This window comes from Natronolimnohabitans innermongolicus JCM 12255 (genome assembly GCF_000337215.1).
GTDB lineage: Archaea > Halobacteriota > Halobacteria > Halobacteriales > Natrialbaceae > Natronolimnohabitans > Natronolimnohabitans innermongolicus.
Map to the genome: position 1 here is coordinate 1 of NZ_AOHZ01000060.1, position 19136 is coordinate 19136.

General features: G+C 67.4%; 19 protein-coding genes and 3 pseudogenes. 8 read left to right on the forward strand and 14 right to left on the reverse strand.

Features of this window, described 5'->3' with window-relative positions:
* Window positions 1-33: 33 nt before the first annotated feature.
* The 5 genes and pseudogenes from C493_RS12700 to C493_RS12720 form a co-directional block, all read right to left on the reverse strand.
* Window positions 34-366, reverse strand: a pseudogene (locus C493_RS12700) (hydantoinase/oxoprolinase N-terminal domain-containing protein); the annotation flags it as partial.
* A gap of 89 nt (window positions 367-455) precedes the next feature.
* Entirely contained in the window at window positions 456-1682 is a 1227-nt protein-coding gene (locus C493_RS12705; RefSeq protein ID WP_049889349.1) for an Nramp family divalent metal transporter, read from the reverse strand.
* 234 nt (window positions 1683-1916) lie between these two features.
* Window positions 1917-2459, reverse strand: coding sequence for a ribbon-helix-helix protein, CopG family (locus tag C493_RS12710; protein WP_007259851.1), 543 nt, complete (start codon window positions 2457-2459; stop codon window positions 1917-1919).
* Between the two features lie 71 nt (window positions 2460-2530).
* Window positions 2531-3067, reverse strand: a complete 537-nt coding sequence (locus C493_RS12715) for a metallophosphoesterase family protein (protein ID WP_007259852.1) — start codon at window positions 3065-3067, stop codon at window positions 2531-2533.
* 103 nt (window positions 3068-3170) lie between these two features.
* Entirely contained in the window at window positions 3171-3494 is a 324-nt protein-coding gene (locus tag C493_RS12720) for a hypothetical protein (protein ID WP_241430899.1), read from the reverse strand.
* A 12-nt stretch (window positions 3495-3506) separates the two neighbouring features.
* On the opposite strand from C493_RS12720, the gene C493_RS12725 reads away from it, so the two are divergent.
* Entirely contained in the window at window positions 3507-4919 is a 1413-nt protein-coding gene (locus tag C493_RS12725) for an NUDIX domain-containing protein (protein ID WP_007259854.1), read from the forward strand.
* Between the two features lie 186 nt (window positions 4920-5105).
* A pseudogene (gene ddh / locus C493_RS12730) lies at window positions 5106-6034 on the forward strand (D-2-hydroxyacid dehydrogenase).
* Between the two features lie 41 nt (window positions 6035-6075).
* On the opposite strand, the gene C493_RS12735 reads toward ddh, so the two are convergent.
* A complete protein-coding gene (locus tag C493_RS12735; protein WP_007259855.1) occupies window positions 6076-7290 on the reverse strand; it encodes a polysaccharide deacetylase family protein in 1215 nt (404 codons plus the stop codon).
* Between the two features lie 278 nt (window positions 7291-7568).
* Between C493_RS12735 and C493_RS12740 the strand changes: the two genes are divergently transcribed.
* Both C493_RS12740 and C493_RS12745 read left to right on the forward strand, forming a co-directional pair.
* A complete protein-coding gene (locus C493_RS12740; protein ID WP_007259856.1) occupies window positions 7569-8111 on the forward strand; it encodes a GNAT family N-acetyltransferase in 543 nt (180 codons plus the stop codon).
* Between the two features lie 37 nt (window positions 8112-8148).
* Window positions 8149-9211: pseudogene (locus C493_RS12745) on the forward strand (LLM class flavin-dependent oxidoreductase).
* 292 nt (window positions 9212-9503) lie between these two features.
* Here C493_RS12745 and engB read toward each other — a convergent pair.
* Both engB and C493_RS12755 read right to left on the reverse strand, forming a co-directional pair.
* Window positions 9504-10124 carry a GTP-binding protein EngB gene (gene engB, locus C493_RS12750; protein WP_007259858.1) on the reverse strand — a complete coding sequence of 207 codons (621 nt, stop codon included), beginning with the start codon at window positions 10122-10124 and terminating at the stop codon, window positions 9504-9506.
* A gap of 66 nt (window positions 10125-10190) precedes the next feature.
* Window positions 10191-10661: a hypothetical protein gene (locus C493_RS12755; RefSeq protein WP_049889350.1), complete on the reverse strand. Its 471-nt coding sequence runs from the start codon at window positions 10659-10661 to the stop codon at window positions 10191-10193.
* A 147-nt stretch (window positions 10662-10808) separates the two neighbouring features.
* Here C493_RS12755 and C493_RS12760 point away from each other — a divergent pair, with 147 nt between their 5' ends.
* Entirely contained in the window at window positions 10809-12101 is a 1293-nt protein-coding gene (locus C493_RS12760) for a TIGR00341 family protein (protein WP_007259860.1), read from the forward strand.
* A gap of 112 nt (window positions 12102-12213) precedes the next feature.
* The gene (locus C493_RS12765) at window positions 12214-13020 is read left to right on the forward strand and encodes a flagellin (protein ID WP_007259861.1); all 807 of its coding nucleotides are present in this window, start codon (window positions 12214-12216) and stop codon (window positions 13018-13020) included.
* A 57-nt stretch (window positions 13021-13077) separates the two neighbouring features.
* On the opposite strand, the gene C493_RS12770 is transcribed toward C493_RS12765, so the two are convergent.
* Window positions 13078-13407, reverse strand: a complete 330-nt coding sequence (locus tag C493_RS12770) for a hypothetical protein (protein ID WP_007259862.1) — start codon at window positions 13405-13407, stop codon at window positions 13078-13080.
* Window positions 13408-13452: 45 nt separating this feature from the next.
* Complete coding sequence (locus tag C493_RS12775) at window positions 13453-14448, reverse strand: NOG1 family protein (RefSeq protein WP_007259863.1); 996 nt, start codon at window positions 14446-14448, stop codon at window positions 13453-13455.
* 81 nt (window positions 14449-14529) lie between these two features.
* Here C493_RS12775 and C493_RS12780 point away from each other — a divergent pair, with 81 nt between their 5' ends.
* Window positions 14530-14943, forward strand: coding sequence for a DUF5518 domain-containing protein (locus C493_RS12780; RefSeq protein ID WP_007259864.1), 414 nt, complete (start codon window positions 14530-14532; stop codon window positions 14941-14943).
* A 175-nt stretch (window positions 14944-15118) separates the two neighbouring features.
* The gene (locus C493_RS12785; RefSeq protein WP_007259865.1) at window positions 15119-16729 is read left to right on the forward strand and encodes a sensor histidine kinase; all 1611 of its coding nucleotides are present in this window, start codon (window positions 15119-15121) and stop codon (window positions 16727-16729) included.
* A gap of 37 nt (window positions 16730-16766) precedes the next feature.
* On the opposite strand, the gene C493_RS12790 is transcribed toward C493_RS12785, so the two are convergent.
* From C493_RS12790 to C493_RS12805, 4 genes are all read right to left on the reverse strand, one after another.
* Window positions 16767-17165 carry a DUF2892 domain-containing protein gene (locus C493_RS12790; protein ID WP_007259866.1) on the reverse strand — a complete coding sequence of 133 codons (399 nt, stop codon included), beginning with the start codon at window positions 17163-17165 and terminating at the stop codon, window positions 16767-16769.
* Between the two features lie 24 nt (window positions 17166-17189).
* Window positions 17190-17534, reverse strand: a complete 345-nt coding sequence (locus C493_RS12795) for a four-helix bundle copper-binding protein (RefSeq protein WP_007259867.1) — start codon at window positions 17532-17534, stop codon at window positions 17190-17192.
* A gap of 81 nt (window positions 17535-17615) precedes the next feature.
* Window positions 17616-18770, reverse strand: a complete 1155-nt coding sequence (locus tag C493_RS12800) for an AAA family ATPase (RefSeq protein ID WP_007259868.1) — start codon at window positions 18768-18770, stop codon at window positions 17616-17618.
* Window positions 18771-18854: 84 nt separating this feature from the next.
* On the reverse strand, window positions 18855-19136 hold a 282-nt coding region (locus tag C493_RS12805; protein WP_007259869.1), incomplete at its 5' end, for a DUF7519 family protein.

A 19136-nucleotide genomic window follows, 5' to 3' on the forward strand; every position in this document is an offset into this window, starting at 1 on the left:
CTCGCGCCATCAGAGATGTGTATAAGAGACAGCGGTCATCGCGTGGGCGAACTCGTCGATCTCGGCGGGGTCGATCCCCGCGTCGTCGCAGGCCTTGCGCAGGCCCTCGAGGACGCCCAGATGCTGGGGTGTCGTCGAGGGGACCTTCGCGGTGACGAGACTGTCGTCGACCGAGAGGGCGACGTCGGTGAACGTGCCGCCGACGTCGACGCCGATTCGGGTGGCGGCGCTCGCGTCGGCCGCGTCGGTATCGGCGTCTGCGGTCCCGGCAGTGCCGCCGTCGGTGCGGACTCGAGTCGCGTCCGTTCGTTCGGTGCGTTTGGTTCGTCGTGCTGTGCGTCCGTCTGCGTTGTCTGCGTCGTTCATTCGTGGAAAGCTGATCTGTCAGTCGTGTCGAATCGTGTCGAGTCGTGTATCGTGATACGGAGTCTGTTCGGAGGCGAGTTTCGATCGCATCAGAACGGCAAGAGCGCGAGGATCGCGTCGGTCTGATCGTAGAGCGTCTGCAGCCCGATGACGATCACGACGAGCGTGACGATCCCGCCGAGGACGTTCTGGAGCGTGCTGTTCGTATGCTCGCCGAGGAGGTCCTCGTTGTTCATCGCGTAGATGAGGAAGACGGCCAGGATCGGCAACAGGAGCCCGTTCGCGACCTGTGCGAAGACGATCACCTGTACGGGATCGTAGCCGAGCGCCGAGAAGACGATCCCGACGCTGAGGATGGTCAGCCAGATCGCACGGAAACGCGTCGACTTCAGATCGCGTTCCCAGCCGAGGACACCGGCCGTCGCGTAGGCGCCGGCCAGCGGTGCGCTCATCGCGCTCGTAAAGCCGGCCGCGAAGAGGCCGATGGCGAAGAATCCGAGGGCGTACCCCCCGAAGACCGGCTCCAGCTGGTCGGCCATCTCACCGACGTCGGCGATCTGGGTCCCCTCGGGGAACACCGCGGCGGCGGTGACGACGATCGCGGTCGTGATGACCCCGCCGATCGCGACCATCGCGATCGTGTCGGTGCGACACTCCGCGAGGTCGGCGGCGCCGTCCCAGCGCTCCTGGACGGTGCTCGCGTGCAGGAAGAGGTTGTAGCCGACGACGGTGGTCCCGATGAGGCCGGCGATCAGGTACGCCGATCCTTCGGGGACCGTCGGGACGATCCCCCCGGCGATCGCGGTCGGGTCCGGCCGGACCATGATCGCGTTGAGCACGAAGGCAAGCCCCATGACGATCACGAGGCCGATGAACACCCGTTCGATCAGCTTGTAGCTTCCCGTCCAGAGCAACGCGGCGGCGACGATCCCGATCAGCGGTCCCCAGACGTTCTCGCTGACGCCCGTGATCGTCGCCAGTCCGGCGGCGCCGCCGACGATGTTGCCGGTCTGAAACGCCGCGGTCCCGATGCCGATCGCGCTCACGACGAGAACGATCGTCGCCCCCTTCGCGAACGGATTCTGGAATTCGTTTCGAAACGCCTCGCCCAATCCCTCTTTCGTGATCAGACCGAGTCGCGCGCTCATCTCCTGGAGCACCATCGTCGCCAGGATCGAGAACACGATCGTCCAGACGAGCAGGTACGCGTACTCAGCGCCGAGTACGCTCGCCGTCGTCACGGTCCCCGGTCCGACGAACGCCGCCGCGACCAGCGCCCCCGGTCCAATCGCTTTCAGTCGGTCGACAACACCCATGATATGTTCCCACATACATCACTCTCTGACGATCCCAAAAGGGTTGTTAAGAGCCGAACATACCGATATGCCCCGCTCTCGAGCAGTCCCGAAGCGCGTATGAATCGATGTGAACCCGTATGAGAATAGCACACACCTGTGTCGGAATGTATCACACCGATACCGCGCCGATGCCACACTGATACCGCACTGCTACCGCGCTGGCACCGCGTCGACGCCGCTCGAGCGCCCCGCTCACTCCGTCCGTTCGGTGACGATCACCTTCGAGACGCCCTGCTCGATCTCGATGTCCGCGGGCATATCGACCGTACTGCGTTCGATGAACCGAGTCATGAACCACCGAATCGCCTTCGAGGGGAAGACGATATGATACGTGTCGCCGGCCTCTCGGCGCACCTCGAGGAACCCACAAAACGAGAGCCATTCGAGGACGTCGCCGACGCTCTCGAACCGGCGGGCGTACTCGCGGGCGTGGTAGTCGGAGACCTGGTCGGCGGCGGCGACGAACTCGGGGTCGGGATCGCCGCCGGCGTAGCAGTGCTCGAGGAAGGCGTGGAGGAAGTCGACGTCCAGCAAGACGTGCTCGCCGGAGGTCAGCATCTGGTAGTACTGTTCGAGGTTGTCGCTCGGGCGGCCGCTCGCCGCCTCGAAGTTCGCCGCGTAGAAGGTGAGGGCGCGACGAACGGTCTCGCTCTGTCCGTTCCCCGTTTCGGCTACCAGCGTCTCGAGGGCCGCACTCGAGTCGTCGTCGAGCGATACTGTAACACGCTGTGTCATGCCTGTACGTAGCGGGCGAGACGGGTATACTTCACGGCACGCGGCGACGGCGCCGCCGGAGGCGAGCGTCGTCACCCGGTCCGGTGCTCGACCGCGAGCGTTCCGTCGCGGACGGTGGCGACGAACATCGTCTCGCGGGTCGTGGGCGCGGCGCCGGTGGCGCTGCCGGGGTTGAGCACGCGAACGCGATCGACGCCCGCTCCCGCGTCGTCGATCTCGACGGTCGTATCGACCACCTGGTGGGTGTGGCCGGCGACGGCGACCAGGGTCGTCGCCGCGTTCGCCCCGGCTTCCTCGCGGGCCGTCTCGACGACCCGTTCGCACCACCCGCCGGACGATCCGTCGCCGTGCGTGACGACGAAGGTCACGCCGTCGACCTCGAGCGTGGCGGTCAGCGGGACGTCGAGCGTCGCCGGATCGACGTTGCCCCGAACGGCCGTCAGGTTTCCGTCAGCGAGGTTGACGATCCGTTCGTACCCACCGAACGACTCGAAGTCGCCGGCGTGGATCGTGTGGTTGGCCCCCTCAATCTCGGCGACGACCCACGCCGGGAGTTCGCGCTCCCGCGTGGGGACGTGCGTGTCGGAAACGATCGCGACGCGTGGCATGAGTATCGGTCCTCGTACGGTCGCCGCCCGGAAAACGGTTCGTTTGCCGAACGGTCCCTCGCCGCCGGAGTCGATCGTCCCGACGCGACCGCGAATCCGAGGGTCACTCGAGGTCTTCCCAGGGGACGCTTCCCTCCTCGAGAACCGTCTCGGGGTCGATCGACTCGTTGTCGAACGTCGCGGCGAGCGCTTCCTGCGGCGGCAGCGACTCGCCGGGCTCGTACTCCATCTCACCTGCTGGCTCGGTCGCCGGACCGGTCGCCTCGTCGACGACGATTCGCATTCCCATCCCCATCCCCATCCCCTCGTGGGGCGGGCAATAGAGGTTCCAAACGCCCTCCGCCTCGAATTCGGCCAGCCAGTACGTGCCGACGGCCATCATCGGCGAGGACAGCGAGCCTTCGAAACAGAGACCCGTCGGGCACACGATCGATCCGCTATGACCACTACCACCGACGACGTTCCAACACACGTCGTCACCGCGTTCCTCCGCAATCGGGGAGATGTCCTCTTCTTGCGCCGAAGCGACGCCGTCGGCACCTACACGGGCCAGTGGGGCGGCGTCTCCGGCTTCGCGGAGGGTGACCCGGACGAACAAATTCGCACCGAGATTCGCGAGGAAACCGACCTCGAGCCCGGCGACTCGGTCTCGTTCGTCCGCTCGGGCCGGCCGGTCGAGTTCGAGGACCCGGATCTTGGACGCGAGTGGGTCGTCCATCCCTATCTTTTCGACGCCGAGAGCCGCGAGATCGAACTGAGCGAGGAACACGACGCGCACGAGTGGACCTCGCCGACGGACGCACTGGAGATCGACCCCGAGGCCGTCGATACCGGCGATTCGGACGCACTCGAGCGCGCCGCCGGCCGCGAGACGGTGCCGAAGCTCTGGACCGCCTACGAACGCGTCGCCCCGACCGTCCGCTCGATCGCGGCCGACGACGAACGCGGTGCCGCCGCGCTGTCGCTGCGGACGCTCGAGGTGCTCCGCGATCGGGCGGGGCTGCTCGTCGCCGAGCGAGGGGATCCCGGAACGGATCCGGATCCAGAAGCAGAGTGTGACGAACTGGCCGCGCTCGCCGGCCGCCTGCTCGAGGCGCGACCCTCGATGGCCGTCCTGCGAAACCGGGTCAACCGCGCGATGGCCGCGGCTGTCGCGGACGGCGGGGACGCTGAAGACGAGAGCGGCGACGAGGACGTGCCCGCCGATGCGACGGCCGTCCTCGAGTCGACGCTCGCCGGCCTCGAGCGGGCGGCGACGGCCGACGCTGACGCCGCGGCGAACGCGGCCGAGAGACTCGAGGGTCGCGTCCTGACGCTCTCGCGATCGGGCACGGTTCTCGCGGCCCTGCGCGAGGCCGACCCGTCGCGGGTCTACGTCGCCGAGTCGCGACCCGCGCGAGAGGGGATCGACGTCGCCGAGGAACTCGCCGCCGACGGGGCGTTCGACGCGCCCGTAACGGTCCACACCGACGCGGCCGTCGCCCGCGTGCTCTCGAGCGAGGCCGTCGACCACGTCGTCGTCGGCGCGGATACCGTCAGACCGGACGGCGCCGTCGTGAACAAGACCGGCACGCGAACGCTGGCGCTGGCCGCGGCCCGCGAGGGCGTCCCGGTCTCGGTCGTCGCCGCGACGGACAAGCTCTCGACGCGCGAGGAGCTCAACCTCGAGTCCGGCGCCAGGTCCGCCGTGTACGACGGCGAGGCGTCGATAGATGTCCTGAACCCGACCTTCGACGTGACGCCGGCCGACTGCGTCGACGCGGTCGTGACCGAGCGCGGCGCGCTCGAGGTCGAGGCCGTTGGCGACGTCGTCGAGGAGTTGCGAGGACTCGAGGGGTGGCGCGATCGGTGACGAAGCGATAGAGGGAAACCGCTCGAGACGCTACTCGTCGCCGGCGGCTGTGACGACGTGTTACCCCCTCCGAGCCCCTTGTGACGAGGATTTTTCCCGAGCCGCCTTCGAACGACGACCAGCCGAGGCTCCGACGGCGGTCGCACCGTCCGAACCTTCAACTCCTACTCGAGCGTAGCGTCGGCCATGCAGTTCGACCTCGAGCGACTGGGCGTCCACGAGTCGGTCGACGCGGTGTTTCCGGCGGCCGAACTCGTCGACCACCTCACCGATCTCGACGGTACCGTCGACGTGATCCGCGACGACGAAATCGCGGCCTGCGACGCCGTCGTCACCCTCGAGCACCGCGACGAGTTCCTCGAGTGCGACTGGGTGCACTCGATCCAGTCGGGCGTCGATCGCTTCCCGTTCGACGCGCTCGAGGCCGCGGACGTGATCCTGACCAACAGCACGGGCATTCACGGCCGGTCGGTGGGGGAGACCGTCGCGGGCTATCTGCTCTCGTTCTCCCGGCGGTTGCACGATCTGGCCGCGAACCAGCAGGCGAACCGCTGGGAGCAGCCGGCGTGGGACGAAGGGTTCACGCTCACCGGGAAGACGGTCTGTGTCATCGGGACGGGGACGCTCGGTCGCGGCGTCGCGGACGTCCTCGGTCCGCTCGGACTCCGCGTGATCGGCGTCCGGCGGTCGGGTGACCCCGTTTCGGGCTTCGAGGCTGTCTATCCGAACGACGAACTTCACGAGGCGATCCGCGACGCCGAGTTCGTCGTCGCCACGGTGCCGCTGACCGACGAGACCCACACCTCTTCGACGCCGAGACGTTCGACGCGATGCGCGAGGACGCCTACTTCGTCAACGTCGCTCGCGGTGCAGTCGCCGACGAGTCCGCGCTGATCGACGCCCTCGAGTCCGGTGCCATCGCGGGCGCGGCGCTCGACGTCTTCGAGGCGGAACCGCTGCCCGAGGACTCGCCGCTCTGGGGGCTGGACGAGGTGATCGTCACGCCTCACTGTGCGGCCTTTACCGTCGACTACTATCGCGACGTCGGCGAGATCGTCCGCGAGAACGTGGCTCGACTCGAGACCGGCGAACCGTTTCGCAACCGCGTCGTGTGACCGCGGCCGGCCGACGGACTACCGCCAGGTCGCTACAGCCGCTACAATCGATTCTCGTCTTCGCGTTGCCGTCTGCGGTAGAGAGCGGTGCCCGCGAGTCCGGCCGTCGCGAGCCCCGTCCCCGCCAGGATCGGCGTTCGATTGTCCCGCACCGTCGACGCGAGTCCGTCGCCGTCGTCGGACTCCGATTCGGTCTCGGCTTCGGTTCCGGTCGATTCGGAACCGTCGGCGTCTCCCTCGGCTCCGTCGCCGTCACCAGCAGATTCGCCGCCCTCACTTGCCGGCCAGGCGTCGTGCTCGCGCAGCGCCTCCCGGAGCGTGACGATCTCGAGGTCGCGCGCCTTCGCCTCGCGGATCGCGAACCGAACGCGCTCGGGCGTCGTCTCGTCGAACTGACTGTGCCCGACGACGATGCCGAGGGTGTCGCTCGCGGCGACGTCGTCGTAGAACGTTTCGATTTCGGGCTCGCTCACCGCGTTTCCGTCGATGCTCGAGCGGCCGAGTTCGTACGAATCGAGCCCAGCGAGCGAGTTCAGCCCGTTTCCGCCTCGGTTGGCGAACGCGGCGTAGTGCTCCCGGACGAGATCGTCGACCAGCCCGTCGCTGCGGCCGAACGGCGAGACGAACGCGTCGACGTCGACGCCCATCGACTCGAGCGCCTCCTTCGAGCCGACGACCTCGTCGCGGACCCGCTCGTCGGTGAAGCGAGCGAACGCCGTCCCCGCGTCGAACGCCTCGTCGATCGGCTCCTCGAGGTCGAGATAGATCCCGTCGTCGTCGCGGTCGCCGCCGGCGACGGCGTTCTCGACGGTTCGATCGCCGTCGCTGACGACGATCGGGTCGCCCTCGTGATCGCCGAGGAAGCTCCCGTCGAGGGCGAGTCGCTCGTCGCCGGGTTCTGCCGGGGCCGTCAGGTAGAGGTTGCCGACCGCGACGTGGCTGGCGGTGTGGGACATGATCTCCCAGCCGTCCGCCTCCATCTCCCGCAGGTGCTCGGGAAGGAGCCCCCAGGAGGTGTCGACGTAGTCGACGACCGCGGCACAGCAGGCGGGGACATCCTCCTCCTGGTGGACCGGAAACGTGTCGGTCCAGTCCTCGCGCCAGCTATCGTCGTAGATGAACACGATCTGGCCGTTCGTCGTCGGCCTCGAGTCGCCGACGACCGTTCCCGTACCGGCCCCGAGACCCGCCATCGCGAGCGCACTCGTCGCCCCGAGTCGGCAGACGTCGCGTCGGCCGAGTTCGCGGCCGGTCATCGCTGCCCTCCGCGGATCGTCGGCGCCGGCTGGCAGTCCCGAAACGAGCGTCCGTCGAAACAACCGCTGCTCTCCATAGTTGCGACGCCGTCCCGTTCAGGCGTTATTATTATCCCGTTAAGCGTGCCAGAACTGTGGATGTGCGATTTCCCGATAGTTGCGTCTTCGATGGTCGGTCGCACCGCGTCGGGCCGCGTCGGCGGTTCAGTTCGTCTCACCGCTTCGATTTGTCCGGTGGACTCCCACGTCGTTTCAAACCGTCAGCGCGCGATTCGACGATGACTATCTCTCGAGTCGCGCTCCGCGAGGCGACGACGGCCGACGCCGCGGCGATCGCCGACGCGCACGCGGCCGCTATTCGCGAACTCGGCTCCGAGTCCTACGACGACGCGCAGGTCGAGGCGTGGCTCTCGAACGTCCGCGGCGAACGGTATCCGCTCGAGGAGGCGGGGATCCGCGTCGTCGTCGCCGAACGCAACGGCGCGGGCGACAGCGCCGAGCGCGAGGACAGCGGGGATATCGTCGGCTTCGGCCTCCTCGACCTCGAGCCCAGCGGCGTCGACGAGCCGGCGGTCGGCACGATCGGCGCCGTCTACGTTCACCCCGACGCCGTCCGCGAGGGCGTCGGGAGTGCGATTCTCGAGCGCCTCGAGTCGGCGGCTCGCGAGGCGGGCCTCGAGACGCTTCGCCTGACGGCGTCGCGAAACGCGATCGACTTCTACAGCAAACGGGGGTACGAGGGCGTCGAGACGGTCTCGCTCGACATGACGGACGAAGTGTCGCTGGCGGCGCTTCGGATGCGAAAGCGGCTGGTCCGGTAACGACGAGCCGTCCGTCGCTTCCTCGGGACCGGGACCGATGCAAGCCGTTGCCGCCCGGTGGTTTTCGACCGCGGACGCTGGTCGAGCGACTACGGAAATCGGACTCGGTCTGCTGACCGCACAGCAGCGCCCGGACGACGACGGCTTGACGACGGCGGTGTACGACGACCTCCCGACGCTCGCCGAGACGGCAGACGAGGCGGGACTCGAGAGCGTCTGGACGTCCGAACACCACTACCACATCACGGACGACGGCTCCCTCTCGAGGACGACCCCGGTGCTGAGCGCCCTCGCGACACGGACCGACGAGATCCGCGTCGGCTCGGCCGTCGCGCTGGCGCCGCTGTACGACCCCGTTCGTCTCGCGGAGGACGCCGCGACGGTCGCGGCGCTCTCGGACGACCGACTCACGCTCGGGCTCTCGATCGGCTCCTGGGACCGCGAGTTCCGGAACTTCGGCGTCCCGAGGGACGGGCGGACGGAGCGGACCGAGGATGCACTCTCGCTCCTTCGGAACGCGTGGGAGCCTGGCCAGCTCGAGTACGAGTCCGACTTCCACGCGATCGAGCCCGAGACCGAGGTCACGCCGACGCCGGACGAGATCCTGCCGATCGTTCTCGGCGGCCTCGCGAAACCCGCGGTCAGGCGCGCGGCGCGGCTGGCCGACGGCTGGTGTGCCAACGAGATGCTGTCGCTCGAGGATATCAGGGTCCGGATGGGCGACATCGAACGGATTCGCGACGAAGAGGGGGATCGACGGCGAGTTTACGACCTCCATCATCCGCTACGGCTTCGTCGGCGACTCGCGGGAAGACGCCTGGGAACAGCTTCGAGACGGCTACTTCTACCAGCAGCGCAAGTACGCCGAGCGGATGGACGACGAGCCGATCGACGAACTCCCAGCGGAGCGCAAGCGGGAGGTGAAGGAGGACGCGATATTCGGCACGCCGGAACAGGTTCGGGACGAACTCGAGGCGTATCGTGAGAGATTGGACGAGGACGTGCGCGTCATCTTCTGTTCGTCCGTTCCTGGCGTCGGAACGGACGCGATGGCCGAGTCGATCGAACGGCTCGGAACCGAGGTCGCGCCGCAGTTGTAATCGTGGCCGGTCGTCGTGACGGCGGTACGGACTGGTCGGCCGGGAGTACGACTCGAGCAGCCGCGAGTATCGCGAATCCGAAGGGGTCGCTCAACGGGAAAGGGCAGGCTGCTTCCACGCAATTTACCGCGAGCGAACGGAGTGAGCGAGCGGGCCGACGACTGATGTGGAGGTCCCGAAGGGACCGAAACGGAAGGAGGAGTGCTTTTGATCGACCGTTTGCCGAGGGACGGTGCGCTGTGCGACAGCAACGCTGTCGCCAGCGCAACAGACCGCAGAGCAAACGGTCGGTTCAGAAGAACTTGAACAGGTCGTCCCGTCCCTGCTCGTGGAGGTGGGTGCGAACGGCCTCGTTCAGCGGATCGATCTGGCCCCGTTTGGCGGTGATCGGTGCGATGACCTCCTGCCACTGTTTCCACGGGGGATAGAGTCCGAGCCGGTCACAGAGCTCGTTCAGCCGCTCGTCTTTGTCGTCGACCTTGTCCATCTTGTTGACGGCGACGACCGTCGGCACGTCGAGGTCGCGAAGGAAGTGAAACATCTCGACGTCGTAGGGAATCTCGTCAGGGCCGGAGTGGCGGTCGATGATGTCGATGACGCTCTTGCCGTCGACGACGAGAATTCCGACGAGGACGTTGTCGGCGTACTCCTCGAGGTAGTGGACGATGTTCGTCTTGATCTGCTCGCGGTACTCCTCGTCGACGCCGCTCATGAAGCCGAAGCCGGGGAGGTCGGTGATGACGAAGTCCTCGGCGGTCCAGTCGTAGTGGTTCGGCTGTCGGGTGACGCCGGGTTTGCCGCCGGTGTCGAACTTGCTGTGGCCGGTTAGCTCGCGCATGAGCGTCGACTTGCCCACGTTGGAGCGACCGACGAGGGCGACTTCGGCCTCGCGGTCGGGACGAGTATCGAACATATACCGTTGTAGGGGCGTCTCGGGTTTATACTCCGTGAAAGCTGTCTCGAGCGGCGACTGCCGGCGTCAGACGACGGTCGCGACGATCACGCCACCCACCATCGAAGCGCCTGCGAGTCCGACGATGCCGGCGAGTCGCGCTCTTGACGGCGTCGCCTCGAGGTCGACGTGGCGACTGTCGCGGGCGGTCTGGACCCCCATCCAGGCGAGCGCGGCGCCGCCGACGGACGCGACGGCCGCAAAGAGCAGGACCTCGCTGTCGCCGGTTCCGAGGGTGGAGACGCTCGAGAGAACCAGAACGAGTGCGAGGAGACCGTCGGCGGCGCCGAGGGGGACGTTCCACGGGACCGTCCGCGATCCGATCGTCACCGAGTCGACCGTGCCGCCGCAGATCAACAAGAACGCCGCGACGGCGGACCCGACGAGCAGCGCAGCCGTTGCCGGCTCCGAGAGCGCGGTGCGGCCGAAGACGACGAGAAAGGCAGCGAGCCCCACGAGCATAAGTCCCCCAAGCCACGGGGCGGACCGTCGGTACATGGTTGCGGGTACGACCTGTCGGAGCAATAGTATACCGGTGTGACGGACGTTCCGTTCGGCGGTCACTCGCCGTCGAGTGGGGCGAAATCCGCCGACTGCCGGCGAAAGCGCCCCAAGTTATGACCCCTGGGGTTCTCAGCCAGAGACGTGCGGCTGGTTCAACTGACCGTTCCGACGGGGAAACGAGAGACGATCCTCGGCGTCCTCGACGACCGCGAGATCGACTACGTCGTCACCGACGAGGAGAGCAACCGAGACTACACGGCGGTCGTTTACTTCCCGCTGCCGGATCCGGCCGTCGAGCCGATCCTCGACGAACTGCAAGACGAGGGCGTCGACGACGACGCCTACACGGTCGTCGTCGACGCGGAAACGGTCGTCTCGCGTCGCTTCGACGCGCTACGCGAGGAGTACGAGAACGGCGACGTCGAGACCGATCGAATCTCGAGGCAGGAACTCCAGAGTGAGGCCGAGTCGCTGACGCCGACGTTTGCGGTCTACTCGATTATGACGATCATCAGCGCCGTCGTCGCGACGGCCGGGCTCTTTCTCGACTCGCCGGCGGTCGTCGTCGGATCGATGGTGATCGCGCCGCTGATCGGTCCGGCGCTGGGGCTGAGCGTCGGCTCGGTGATCGACGACGAGGACCTGTTCAAGGAGAGCTTGCGGTACCAGATCCTCGGCATCGTCCTCGCGATCGCGGCGGCGGCAGTGTTCGCCTGGCTGGTTCGGGTGACCAACATCGTTCCGCCCGTCCTCGATATCAGCAGCGTCGACGAGATCTCCGAGCGACTCGCGCCGGATCTCCTCTCGCTGGCGATCGCCCTCGGAGCCGGCGTCGCCGGCATCATCAGCATCGCGACCGGGACGGCCGTCGCGCTGGTCGGCGTCATGATCGCCGCGGCGCTGATACCGCCCGCCGCCGCGGCTGGTATCGCCATCGCGTGGGGCCAACCCTCGGCCGCCATCGGCTCGACCGCGCTCGTGCTGGTCAACGTCCTCTCCGTGAACCTCGCGGGTCTGCTGACGCTGTGGTATGCCGGCTATCGCCCCGAGAACCTGTTCTCGCTCGGCGAGACCGAACAGCGGGTCCGCCGGCGCGTGATCGGACTGGCCGGCATCGTCCTCGTCTTCGCGCTCTTTCTCGGCGCGATCACCTACTCGTCGTACGTCGTCTCGACGTTCGAACAGAACGCCCAGCACGAGGCCGAGATGGTCCTCTCCGATGAGGAGTTCGAGGAGTACCTCCTGCTCGAGTTCGAGGTGCTCATGGACGACGACTATCCGTTCGTCGGTCCGGAGCGCGTAATCGTCACCGTCGGCGGGCCGCCGGGTGACGCGCCGCCCGAACTGGCCGATCGGCTCCACCAGGAGATCAATCAGCACAGCGACGAGACGGTCAACGTCGAGATCAGATACGTCAGCGTCGTAGAGCGCTGACTCGACGGTCGGTTGGTTGTCGGGTCGCGGTCGGTCCGACTCGAGTCGTCGCCCCGTCGGCCGATAGGACTATCCCGGTTCCGCACCGTCATCACGCCGAGCCCCTGCGTCGATGGTCCGAACCTCTATCGTCCACGTCCTGTTGTTTATCGCCGCCGTCAGCATCTCGACGATGTTCGTCGGCGTGGTGGTCACGGAGGCCGGACTGTACGCCCAGTCGACCGAATCCGAGAGCGAACGGGACGTCGCGGCGATCGACGCCGAAATCGATCTCATCAACGATCCCGAGGCCGGAACGACCTACGCCGAAGACGACGGCGACGGATCGCTGACGCTCTACGTCAAGAACGTCGGCGGCAGTTCCCTCGATCCCGGCGACGCCGACGTGTTGTTGAACGGCGAGTACGTCTCGCCCGCGGACAGTCGGCTTCTTTCGGACGGCGACGTGTGGCGCGTCGACTCTGTCCTCGAGGTGACCGTTCCCACGTCGACGGCGCTCGAGCCCGGCGATCACCGGGCCGTCGTCGAGATCGACGGTGCGCGCGAGATCCTCGAGTTCGAGCACCGGGTCGCCAACTGGGACTGGAACGAATTCGATGGTCTCGACGGCCAGAACAGTACGGTCGAAGACTGCGGGCCCGAGGAGTGTACCGTCGTGCTCGACGAGAGCGACGACGATCCGGTCCTCGAGATGCCGATGGAGACCGTCCAGCCACAGCCCGACGAGTCGGTGTCCTACGAGAGTTCCAACGGAAGCGTCGGCGCGTTCGACGGGGAAACCGAAACCGCCGGTACGACCGACGGCGACGGTACCGACGGCGTGACGCTCTCGCTCGACGAAACTGGGGAGACGACGGTCACGCTCGATGCCGGCTGGGACGCCGACGCGATCACGATTTACGTCGAAGCCGAGGAGTAGGAAGCGGTGTCTCGAGCGATGTGAGGTCCGGCCTCGATACGAGACCAGTTTCGGCGGTTATCGCCGCCGGAGTCGCTCGAGGAGGCGCCCCGTCGAGGACGGGTTTCGATCGGCGGACGGCTCCGTTCCGTCCGGGTCGTCGGCTTCGGTTTTCGCCTCGTCGTCCCCGCCGCGTCCGAGCCGCCGCCGGATCCAGGTCCGCGGCCCGCCGATCCGGTTGACGAGGTACGTCGGGAAGTACAGGACGACCAGCCCCAGCGCCAGGTAGAACCCGGCCCAGGTGTACCGAGCCGTCCGAAGCGATTCGAGGCCGAGGAAGAACATCGGCCCCGCCATCGACATGCCGGCGGCGGTCTGGAGCATCCAGAGGATTCCGGGACCTTTCATCCTGTAGTGTCTCGTCGCCGTTGGATCGTCGTAGTACTGTTACTGCTACTGCTCGAAGGGTAGCTCCGGTTCGTAGTCGACGGCCTCGATAGCCGCCTCGAGGACGGTCTCGACGTTCTCGTCGGCTTCGATGCTCATCTCGTAGTCGGCGTCGAGTTCGCCGAGCAGGTCCTCGTCCCACACTTCGCGGCGGTCGGTCTTGTTCGCGACCGTGAGGACGGGCACCGTCTCGAACTGGGCGGCGATCGAATCCCGAAGCTCGAGTTGCGACTCGAGGGGGTAGCCACACTCGCCGCTCGGGTCGACCATCACGAGCATGCAGTCGGCGAGGTGTTCGATAGCGCTGACGGCCTGGGACTCGATCTCGTTGCGCTCGGCCGGCGGCCGGTCGAGCAGCCCGGGGGTGTCGACCAGCTGGTAGCGGATGTGGTCGTGTTCGAAGTGGCCGAGGCCGATCCCCTTCGTGGTAAACGGATACGAAGCGGTCTCGCCGCGGGCGTTAGTGACGCCGTTGACGAACGACGATTTCCCGACGTTGGGGTAGCCGGCGACGACGATGGTCGGCTCCTCGGGGTTGATCTCCGGCAGGTCTCGCAGGTCGTTTCGCGACTTGTTGATGTACAGCAGTTCGTCGTCGACCTGCTCGACGATGTCCGCGAGCCGGGCGAAGGCCTGCTTGCGGTGTTTGCGTGCGGTATCCGTGTCGGTCTTTCTGAGCCGGGGCTGGTACTCCTCGTGGATCTCGCGGGCTTTTCGGCTGGCCCACATCACCTCCGAGAGGCTCTGGCGAAGCTTGTCGACGTCGACGATGGCGTCGGCGAGTTCGTAGTAAAACGGGTGGACGTCGTCCTCGTAGTCGAAGTCAGGCCACGCCGTGACGACGTTTTCTAAGTTGTCCGAGATGATGTTCGCCGCCGTCTGGAGCATCGACTGCTGGGCCTCGAGGCCGCCTTTGGCCTTGCCGGCCCGCGCCGCCCGCGAGAACGCTTTGTCGATCAGCTCTTCCGACGTGGGCGTCGTCGGAAGGTCTTCGAAAATCATACTGTGGGCTAGAACGCGCGCTCTTATAAGGTCGTTCGTTACGCGCTGTGCGCTTATGCTCGCCGAGAACCTATCTCGTCTATGACCAACTGGCGCGCCGTCCTCATCGGCTTTCTCGTCGCGACCGTCGTCGGACTGTTCGGGGTCGTCGTCCCCGGAATCGGCCAGCTCGCGGCCGGCCTGTTCGGCGGATTCGTCGCGGGTTACCTCGCCGGCGGCGGGCTCGGCAGGGGGTTCTGGCACGGCCTCCTCGCCGGCGCGCTCGGCGGACTGGTCGGCGGTCTCCTGATCGCGCTGGTCGTCGCCCTCGCCGGCTGGGCGGCCGGCCCCGCCGGCGGTGCGATTACGGGTATCGCCGGCCTCGGCATCTTCGCCGCCGCGGCGCTCGTGGCGTTCGTGATGGCCATAGAGAGCGCCATCGCGGGTGCGGTCGGCGGCGCGCTCAACGCCGGCCCAGACCGACGCGGCTCCGCCGGCCGCCGCCAGTACCAGTAACATGCCGGACAGCACTATTCGACGATCGGTCGCGCGACTGCGGTCGTCGCCTCGGAGCCGACCGCGAATTCGCGACCGACGGCTCACTGACTGCTGTCCGACTGTATAAGGGATCGTTCGAGGTTGCACACGCCCGACTAGTGCTTTTACTCCCGGCGACGAATGCGACTGATGAATGACCGATTCTTCTCGAGGCGACCCCGAGTCCGCGACCCCCGCCGGCGTTCGTCGCCAGGAAGCCGTCGCCGATCTGGGACGTCGCGTACTCGAGATCGACGACCTCGACGATATTCGGCGCGACGCCGCCGCGGTCGTTGCCGAGACGATCGACGCCGCGTACGCGTCGGTCTTCGAGCTGTGTCCGGAGGGGGACGCCGTCGCGCTCTGTGAGGGGGTCGGCTGGGCGGAAGAACAGCTCGGCGCCGCGACGCTCCCGACGGGACCGGACACGTACGCCGGGGACGTCTTGCGGACGACCGAGCCCGTGGTCGTCGACGAGTTCGACGCCCAGAACGACCGCTCCGCCCCCGACTTGCTCGCCGACCGCGGCGTGGTCGGCGGGATCGCCGTCGTCCTCGGCTCACCCGACGACCCGTGGGGTCTGCTGAGCGTCCACGTGACCGAACAGCGCCCCTTCGCCGACCGCGACGTGCTCTTCGTCCGGAACGTCGCCACCGTGCTCACGTCGGCGATCGAGAACGCGAAAATGGAACGCCGATTCGACGCGATCTTCGACGACCCCAACATCCTCGTCGGACTGCTCGAGCCCGATGGGTCCGTCCTCGACATCAACGAGACGGCCATGGAGTACGTCGACGCCGATCTCGAAGGCGTCGTCGGCGAGCCCTTCTGGAAGACGCCGTGGTGGACCGACGACGGCGTTCAAAGCGACGTAAAAGCGTGGACCGAGCGGGCGGCCACCGGAGAGTACGTCCCCTTCGAGGCCGACCTCACCAGACCGGGCGGCGGCTGGTACACTCTCGAGGGCGTCTTCCGTCCCGTCACGAACGACGACGGAGAGGTCGTCTCGATCATCGTCTCGGACAGGGACATCACCGAACGCCGCCGGCGCGAGCGCGAACTCGAGGCCTCGAACGAGCGCTTAGCGCAGTTCGCCTACGCGGCCAGCCACGACCTCCAGGAGCCGCTGCGGATGGTCACGAGCTACCTCCAGTTGCTCGAGCGCCGCTACGCCGACGAGCTCGATTCCGACGCCGAGGAGTTCATCGCATTCGCCGTCGACGGCGCCGAACGGATGGGCGACATGATCGACGCGCTGCTCGAGTACTCCCGGGTCGAGACTCGCGGCGAGCCGCTCGAGCCGGTCGATCTCGAGGCGACGCTCGAGGCGGTTCGTCGGGACCTCGAACTCCAGATCGAGGAAACTGACGCCGAGATCACCGCCGACTCGCTGCCCCGCGTTCGGGGTGACGAGAACCAGCTCCGACAGGTGTTCCAGAACCTGCTGTCGAACGCGATCCAGTACAGCGGCGACGAGCCCCCGCGGATCCGCGTCACGGCCGAACGCGCCGACTCGATGTGGCGCGTTTCGGTCGGCGACGAGGGGATCGGCATCGACCCCGGCGACCAGGAGCGCGTCTTCGAGGTGTTTCAGCGCCTGCACAGCCACGAAGAACACTCCGGGACCGGGATCGGACTGGCGCTCTGTCGGCGCATCGTCGAGCGCCACGGCGGCGAGATCCGGCTCGACTCTGAGCCCGGCGAGGGAGCGACGTTCTCGTTTACGCTGCCGCCAGTCGACGAGGGCGACGAGGACGCCGGGTGAGGCGTCGCGCGCCGGTCCGACGCGGAGCGCGAAATCGCTACTGCGCGTCTCGGATCGCCTCGAGCGCGCGGCGCTCGGCGTCGATCTCCCGCTGCGTGCGGACGCCGAGCCGGCGCAACACCGGGACCGGCGGACACCACCCCTGTAGCGCGTGCTGGAAGAGAAACGCCGCGATGACCGCGGGCATCGCCAGCAGTCGTCGATCGACCGTCGCGCCCAACCCCAGAAAGACGAGGATCAGGGCCGAGGCGTTGGCCTCGAGCGTGCGTTCGACGTCCCACTCGCGCTCGAGTTCGGCCACCCGGCCGTCGATCTCGTCGGGATTGTCGGCGTAGTAGCGCAGCCGGTCGCCGATCTCTTCTCTGAGCCGTTCGTTCACGTGCTCGGGCGTGCTCGTCGGGACGCGCTCGGCGGTCCCTGGAAGTGTCTCGGACATGGCTGAATAAGGGGGAAACGGGGTTTACGACGCCATCTCGCGGCAGCTTTCGACGCACTCCGGCAGGATCTCCGCGCAGGCCTGACAGTGGTCGTGATCGTGCTGGGCGCACTCCTCGGCACACTCCTCGCAGATATCGGCACAGAGCTCGCCTAACTCCTCGTGATAGCCCGAGTTGCGGGCCATCCACCGGGCGTGCAACGACGCGACGTCGGCCACGTCACGACAGAGTCGGATGCAACGAGCCATCCCCTCGCCCTCGTCCGCGCAGGCGTCTGCACACCACTCGCAGACCTGTGCGGCCTCGAGGCAGTTGTCGATACACTCCTGCATGTGGTCGTCCGCGTGCTCGAGCTGTTGAAGCGCCATCGCGTGGGACGACGCGCGGCGGATGCATCAAGCCACGACGGGCGTTTGCAAGGAAAATCGACGGGTTCGCGTCGCTGCGGTTTACCCGTCGCTCGCACCGGCGCCGTCGGAGCCGCTCTCGCCGGGCGCGGTGTCGGCGTTCGGTCCGCCAGCCTCGCCCGGTGCAGTCGCGGCGGCCGGCGCAGCGCCGCCGGAGCGTCCGTCAGTCGGGTCCGCGTCGTCGGCCCCGCTGTCGCTCTCGTCGGCGTCGGGCTCGTCGTCGCTCGCGTGTGGCGATACTGCGGGAACGTCGACCGACTGGAGCGCGAATCGGACGATGTCGCTGCCCGCGACGCCTTCGACGTTCGCCTCCGTCGTGAGAACGATCCGGTGGGCCATCGTCGACTCGGCCAGCCGTTTGACGTCGTCGGGCGTGACGTAGTCCCGGCCGTCGATGATCGCGGCCGCGCGGGCGGCCTCGAACACTCGCTGGACGCCCCGCGGCGAGACGCCGGTCGCGGCGTGGCCGCTCCGGCGAGTCGTCCGCGCGAGTTCGATGATGTAGCGGCGGATTTTCTCGTCGACCGTCACCTCCTCGGTCAACTCCTGGAGCTCCCGTACCGTCTCCGGTTCGACGATCGGATCGACGCTCGGCGAAAGCGACCGCCGGTTCGCGCGGCGCTCGAGCAGCCCCATCTCGCCCTCGAGGTCGGGGTAGCCGAGCGACGTTTTGACGCTGAAGCGATCGCGTTGGGCTTCGGGGAGGCGGAAGGTCCCCTCCTGTTCGATCGGGTTCTGGGTCGCGATGACGACGAACGGTTCGGGCAGGTCGTAAGTCGACCCGTCGATGCTGACCTGTCGCTCCTCCATCGCCTCGAGCAGCGCGGCCTGGGTCTTCGGCGGCGCGCGATTGATCTCGTCGGCCAGGACGACGTTGGCGAACACCGGGCCTTCGGAGAAGCGGAACTCGCCCGCCTGCTCGTCGTAGACGGTGGAGCCGGTGACGTCGGAGGGTAACAGATCGGGGGTGAACTGGATGCGGGTGAACTCGAGGCCCATCGATTCGGCGATCGTTCGCGCGATGACGGACTTGCCCGTCCCCGGCACGTCCTCGAGGAGGACGTGACCGCGGGCGAGCACGGCCGAGAGCACGTCGTGGAGGACGGCGTGATCGACGACGGCGGCTTCCTCGATGCGCCCGACCACGTCGCGAACGGTCGCTTCCGCGGCCTCGGGCGTGACGGTCGATTCGTCCATACGCGAACGTGACACCCGCGCGTTATGAATCTCGTGATCGGTTTCGGGTCGCCGTCGGGCCGACTCGAGTCGCGCCGACCGTCGCTACCCGCGCAACGGGACGAGCAACAACACCGCGCCGAACGCGACGAGGATCGCTCCGGTCGTCCCGCCGATTCCGGCGAACATCCCCGTGCGGAGGCTCTCGAGGCCGACGACGACGAGGACGGCGCCGAGCGAGACGGCGACGGCGACGGCACCGTGGAAGAGTTCGAGCCGGCGCGTCTCCGGACGGTGGCCGAGTTCGGCGGTGAGGCCGAGCCCGAACGTGGAGACGTCCCAGACGAGCAACGCGGCGGCGATACAGCCGAAGACGAACAGCGGCTC

Coding starts and splice junctions, on each gene's coding strand:
- C493_RS12705 (WP_049889349.1), bottom strand. CDS start 1,682: ATGGGTGTTGTCGACCGACTGAAAGCGATTGGACCGGGGGCGCTGGTC.
- C493_RS12710 (WP_007259851.1), bottom strand. CDS start 2,459: ATGACACAGCGTGTTACAGTATCGCTCGACGACGACTCGAGTGCGGCC.
- C493_RS12715 (WP_007259852.1), bottom strand. CDS start 3,067: ATGCCACGCGTCGCGATCGTTTCCGACACGCACGTCCCCACGCGGGAG.
- C493_RS12725 (WP_007259854.1), top strand. CDS start 3,507: ATGACCACTACCACCGACGACGTTCCAACACACGTCGTCACCGCGTTC.
- C493_RS12735 (WP_007259855.1), bottom strand. CDS start 7,290: ATGACCGGCCGCGAACTCGGCCGACGCGACGTCTGCCGACTCGGGGCG.
- C493_RS12740 (WP_007259856.1), top strand. CDS start 7,569: ATGACTATCTCTCGAGTCGCGCTCCGCGAGGCGACGACGGCCGACGCC.
- engB (WP_007259858.1), bottom strand. CDS start 10,124: ATGTTCGATACTCGTCCCGACCGCGAGGCCGAAGTCGCCCTCGTCGGT.
- C493_RS12755 (WP_049889350.1), bottom strand. CDS start 10,661: ATGTACCGACGGTCCGCCCCGTGGCTTGGGGGACTTATGCTCGTGGGG.
- C493_RS12765 (WP_007259861.1), top strand. CDS start 12,214: ATGGTCCGAACCTCTATCGTCCACGTCCTGTTGTTTATCGCCGCCGTC.
- C493_RS12770 (WP_007259862.1), bottom strand. CDS start 13,407: ATGAAAGGTCCCGGAATCCTCTGGATGCTCCAGACCGCCGCCGGCATG.
- C493_RS12775 (WP_007259863.1), bottom strand. CDS start 14,448: ATGATTTTCGAAGACCTTCCGACGACGCCCACGTCGGAAGAGCTGATC.
- C493_RS12780 (WP_007259864.1), top strand. CDS start 14,530: ATGACCAACTGGCGCGCCGTCCTCATCGGCTTTCTCGTCGCGACCGTC.
- C493_RS12785 (WP_007259865.1), top strand. CDS start 15,119: ATGACCGATTCTTCTCGAGGCGACCCCGAGTCCGCGACCCCCGCCGGC.
- C493_RS12790 (WP_007259866.1), bottom strand. CDS start 17,165: ATGTCCGAGACACTTCCAGGGACCGCCGAGCGCGTCCCGACGAGCACG.
- C493_RS12795 (WP_007259867.1), bottom strand. CDS start 17,534: ATGGCGCTTCAACAGCTCGAGCACGCGGACGACCACATGCAGGAGTGT.
- C493_RS12800 (WP_007259868.1), bottom strand. CDS start 18,770: ATGGACGAATCGACCGTCACGCCCGAGGCCGCGGAAGCGACCGTTCGC.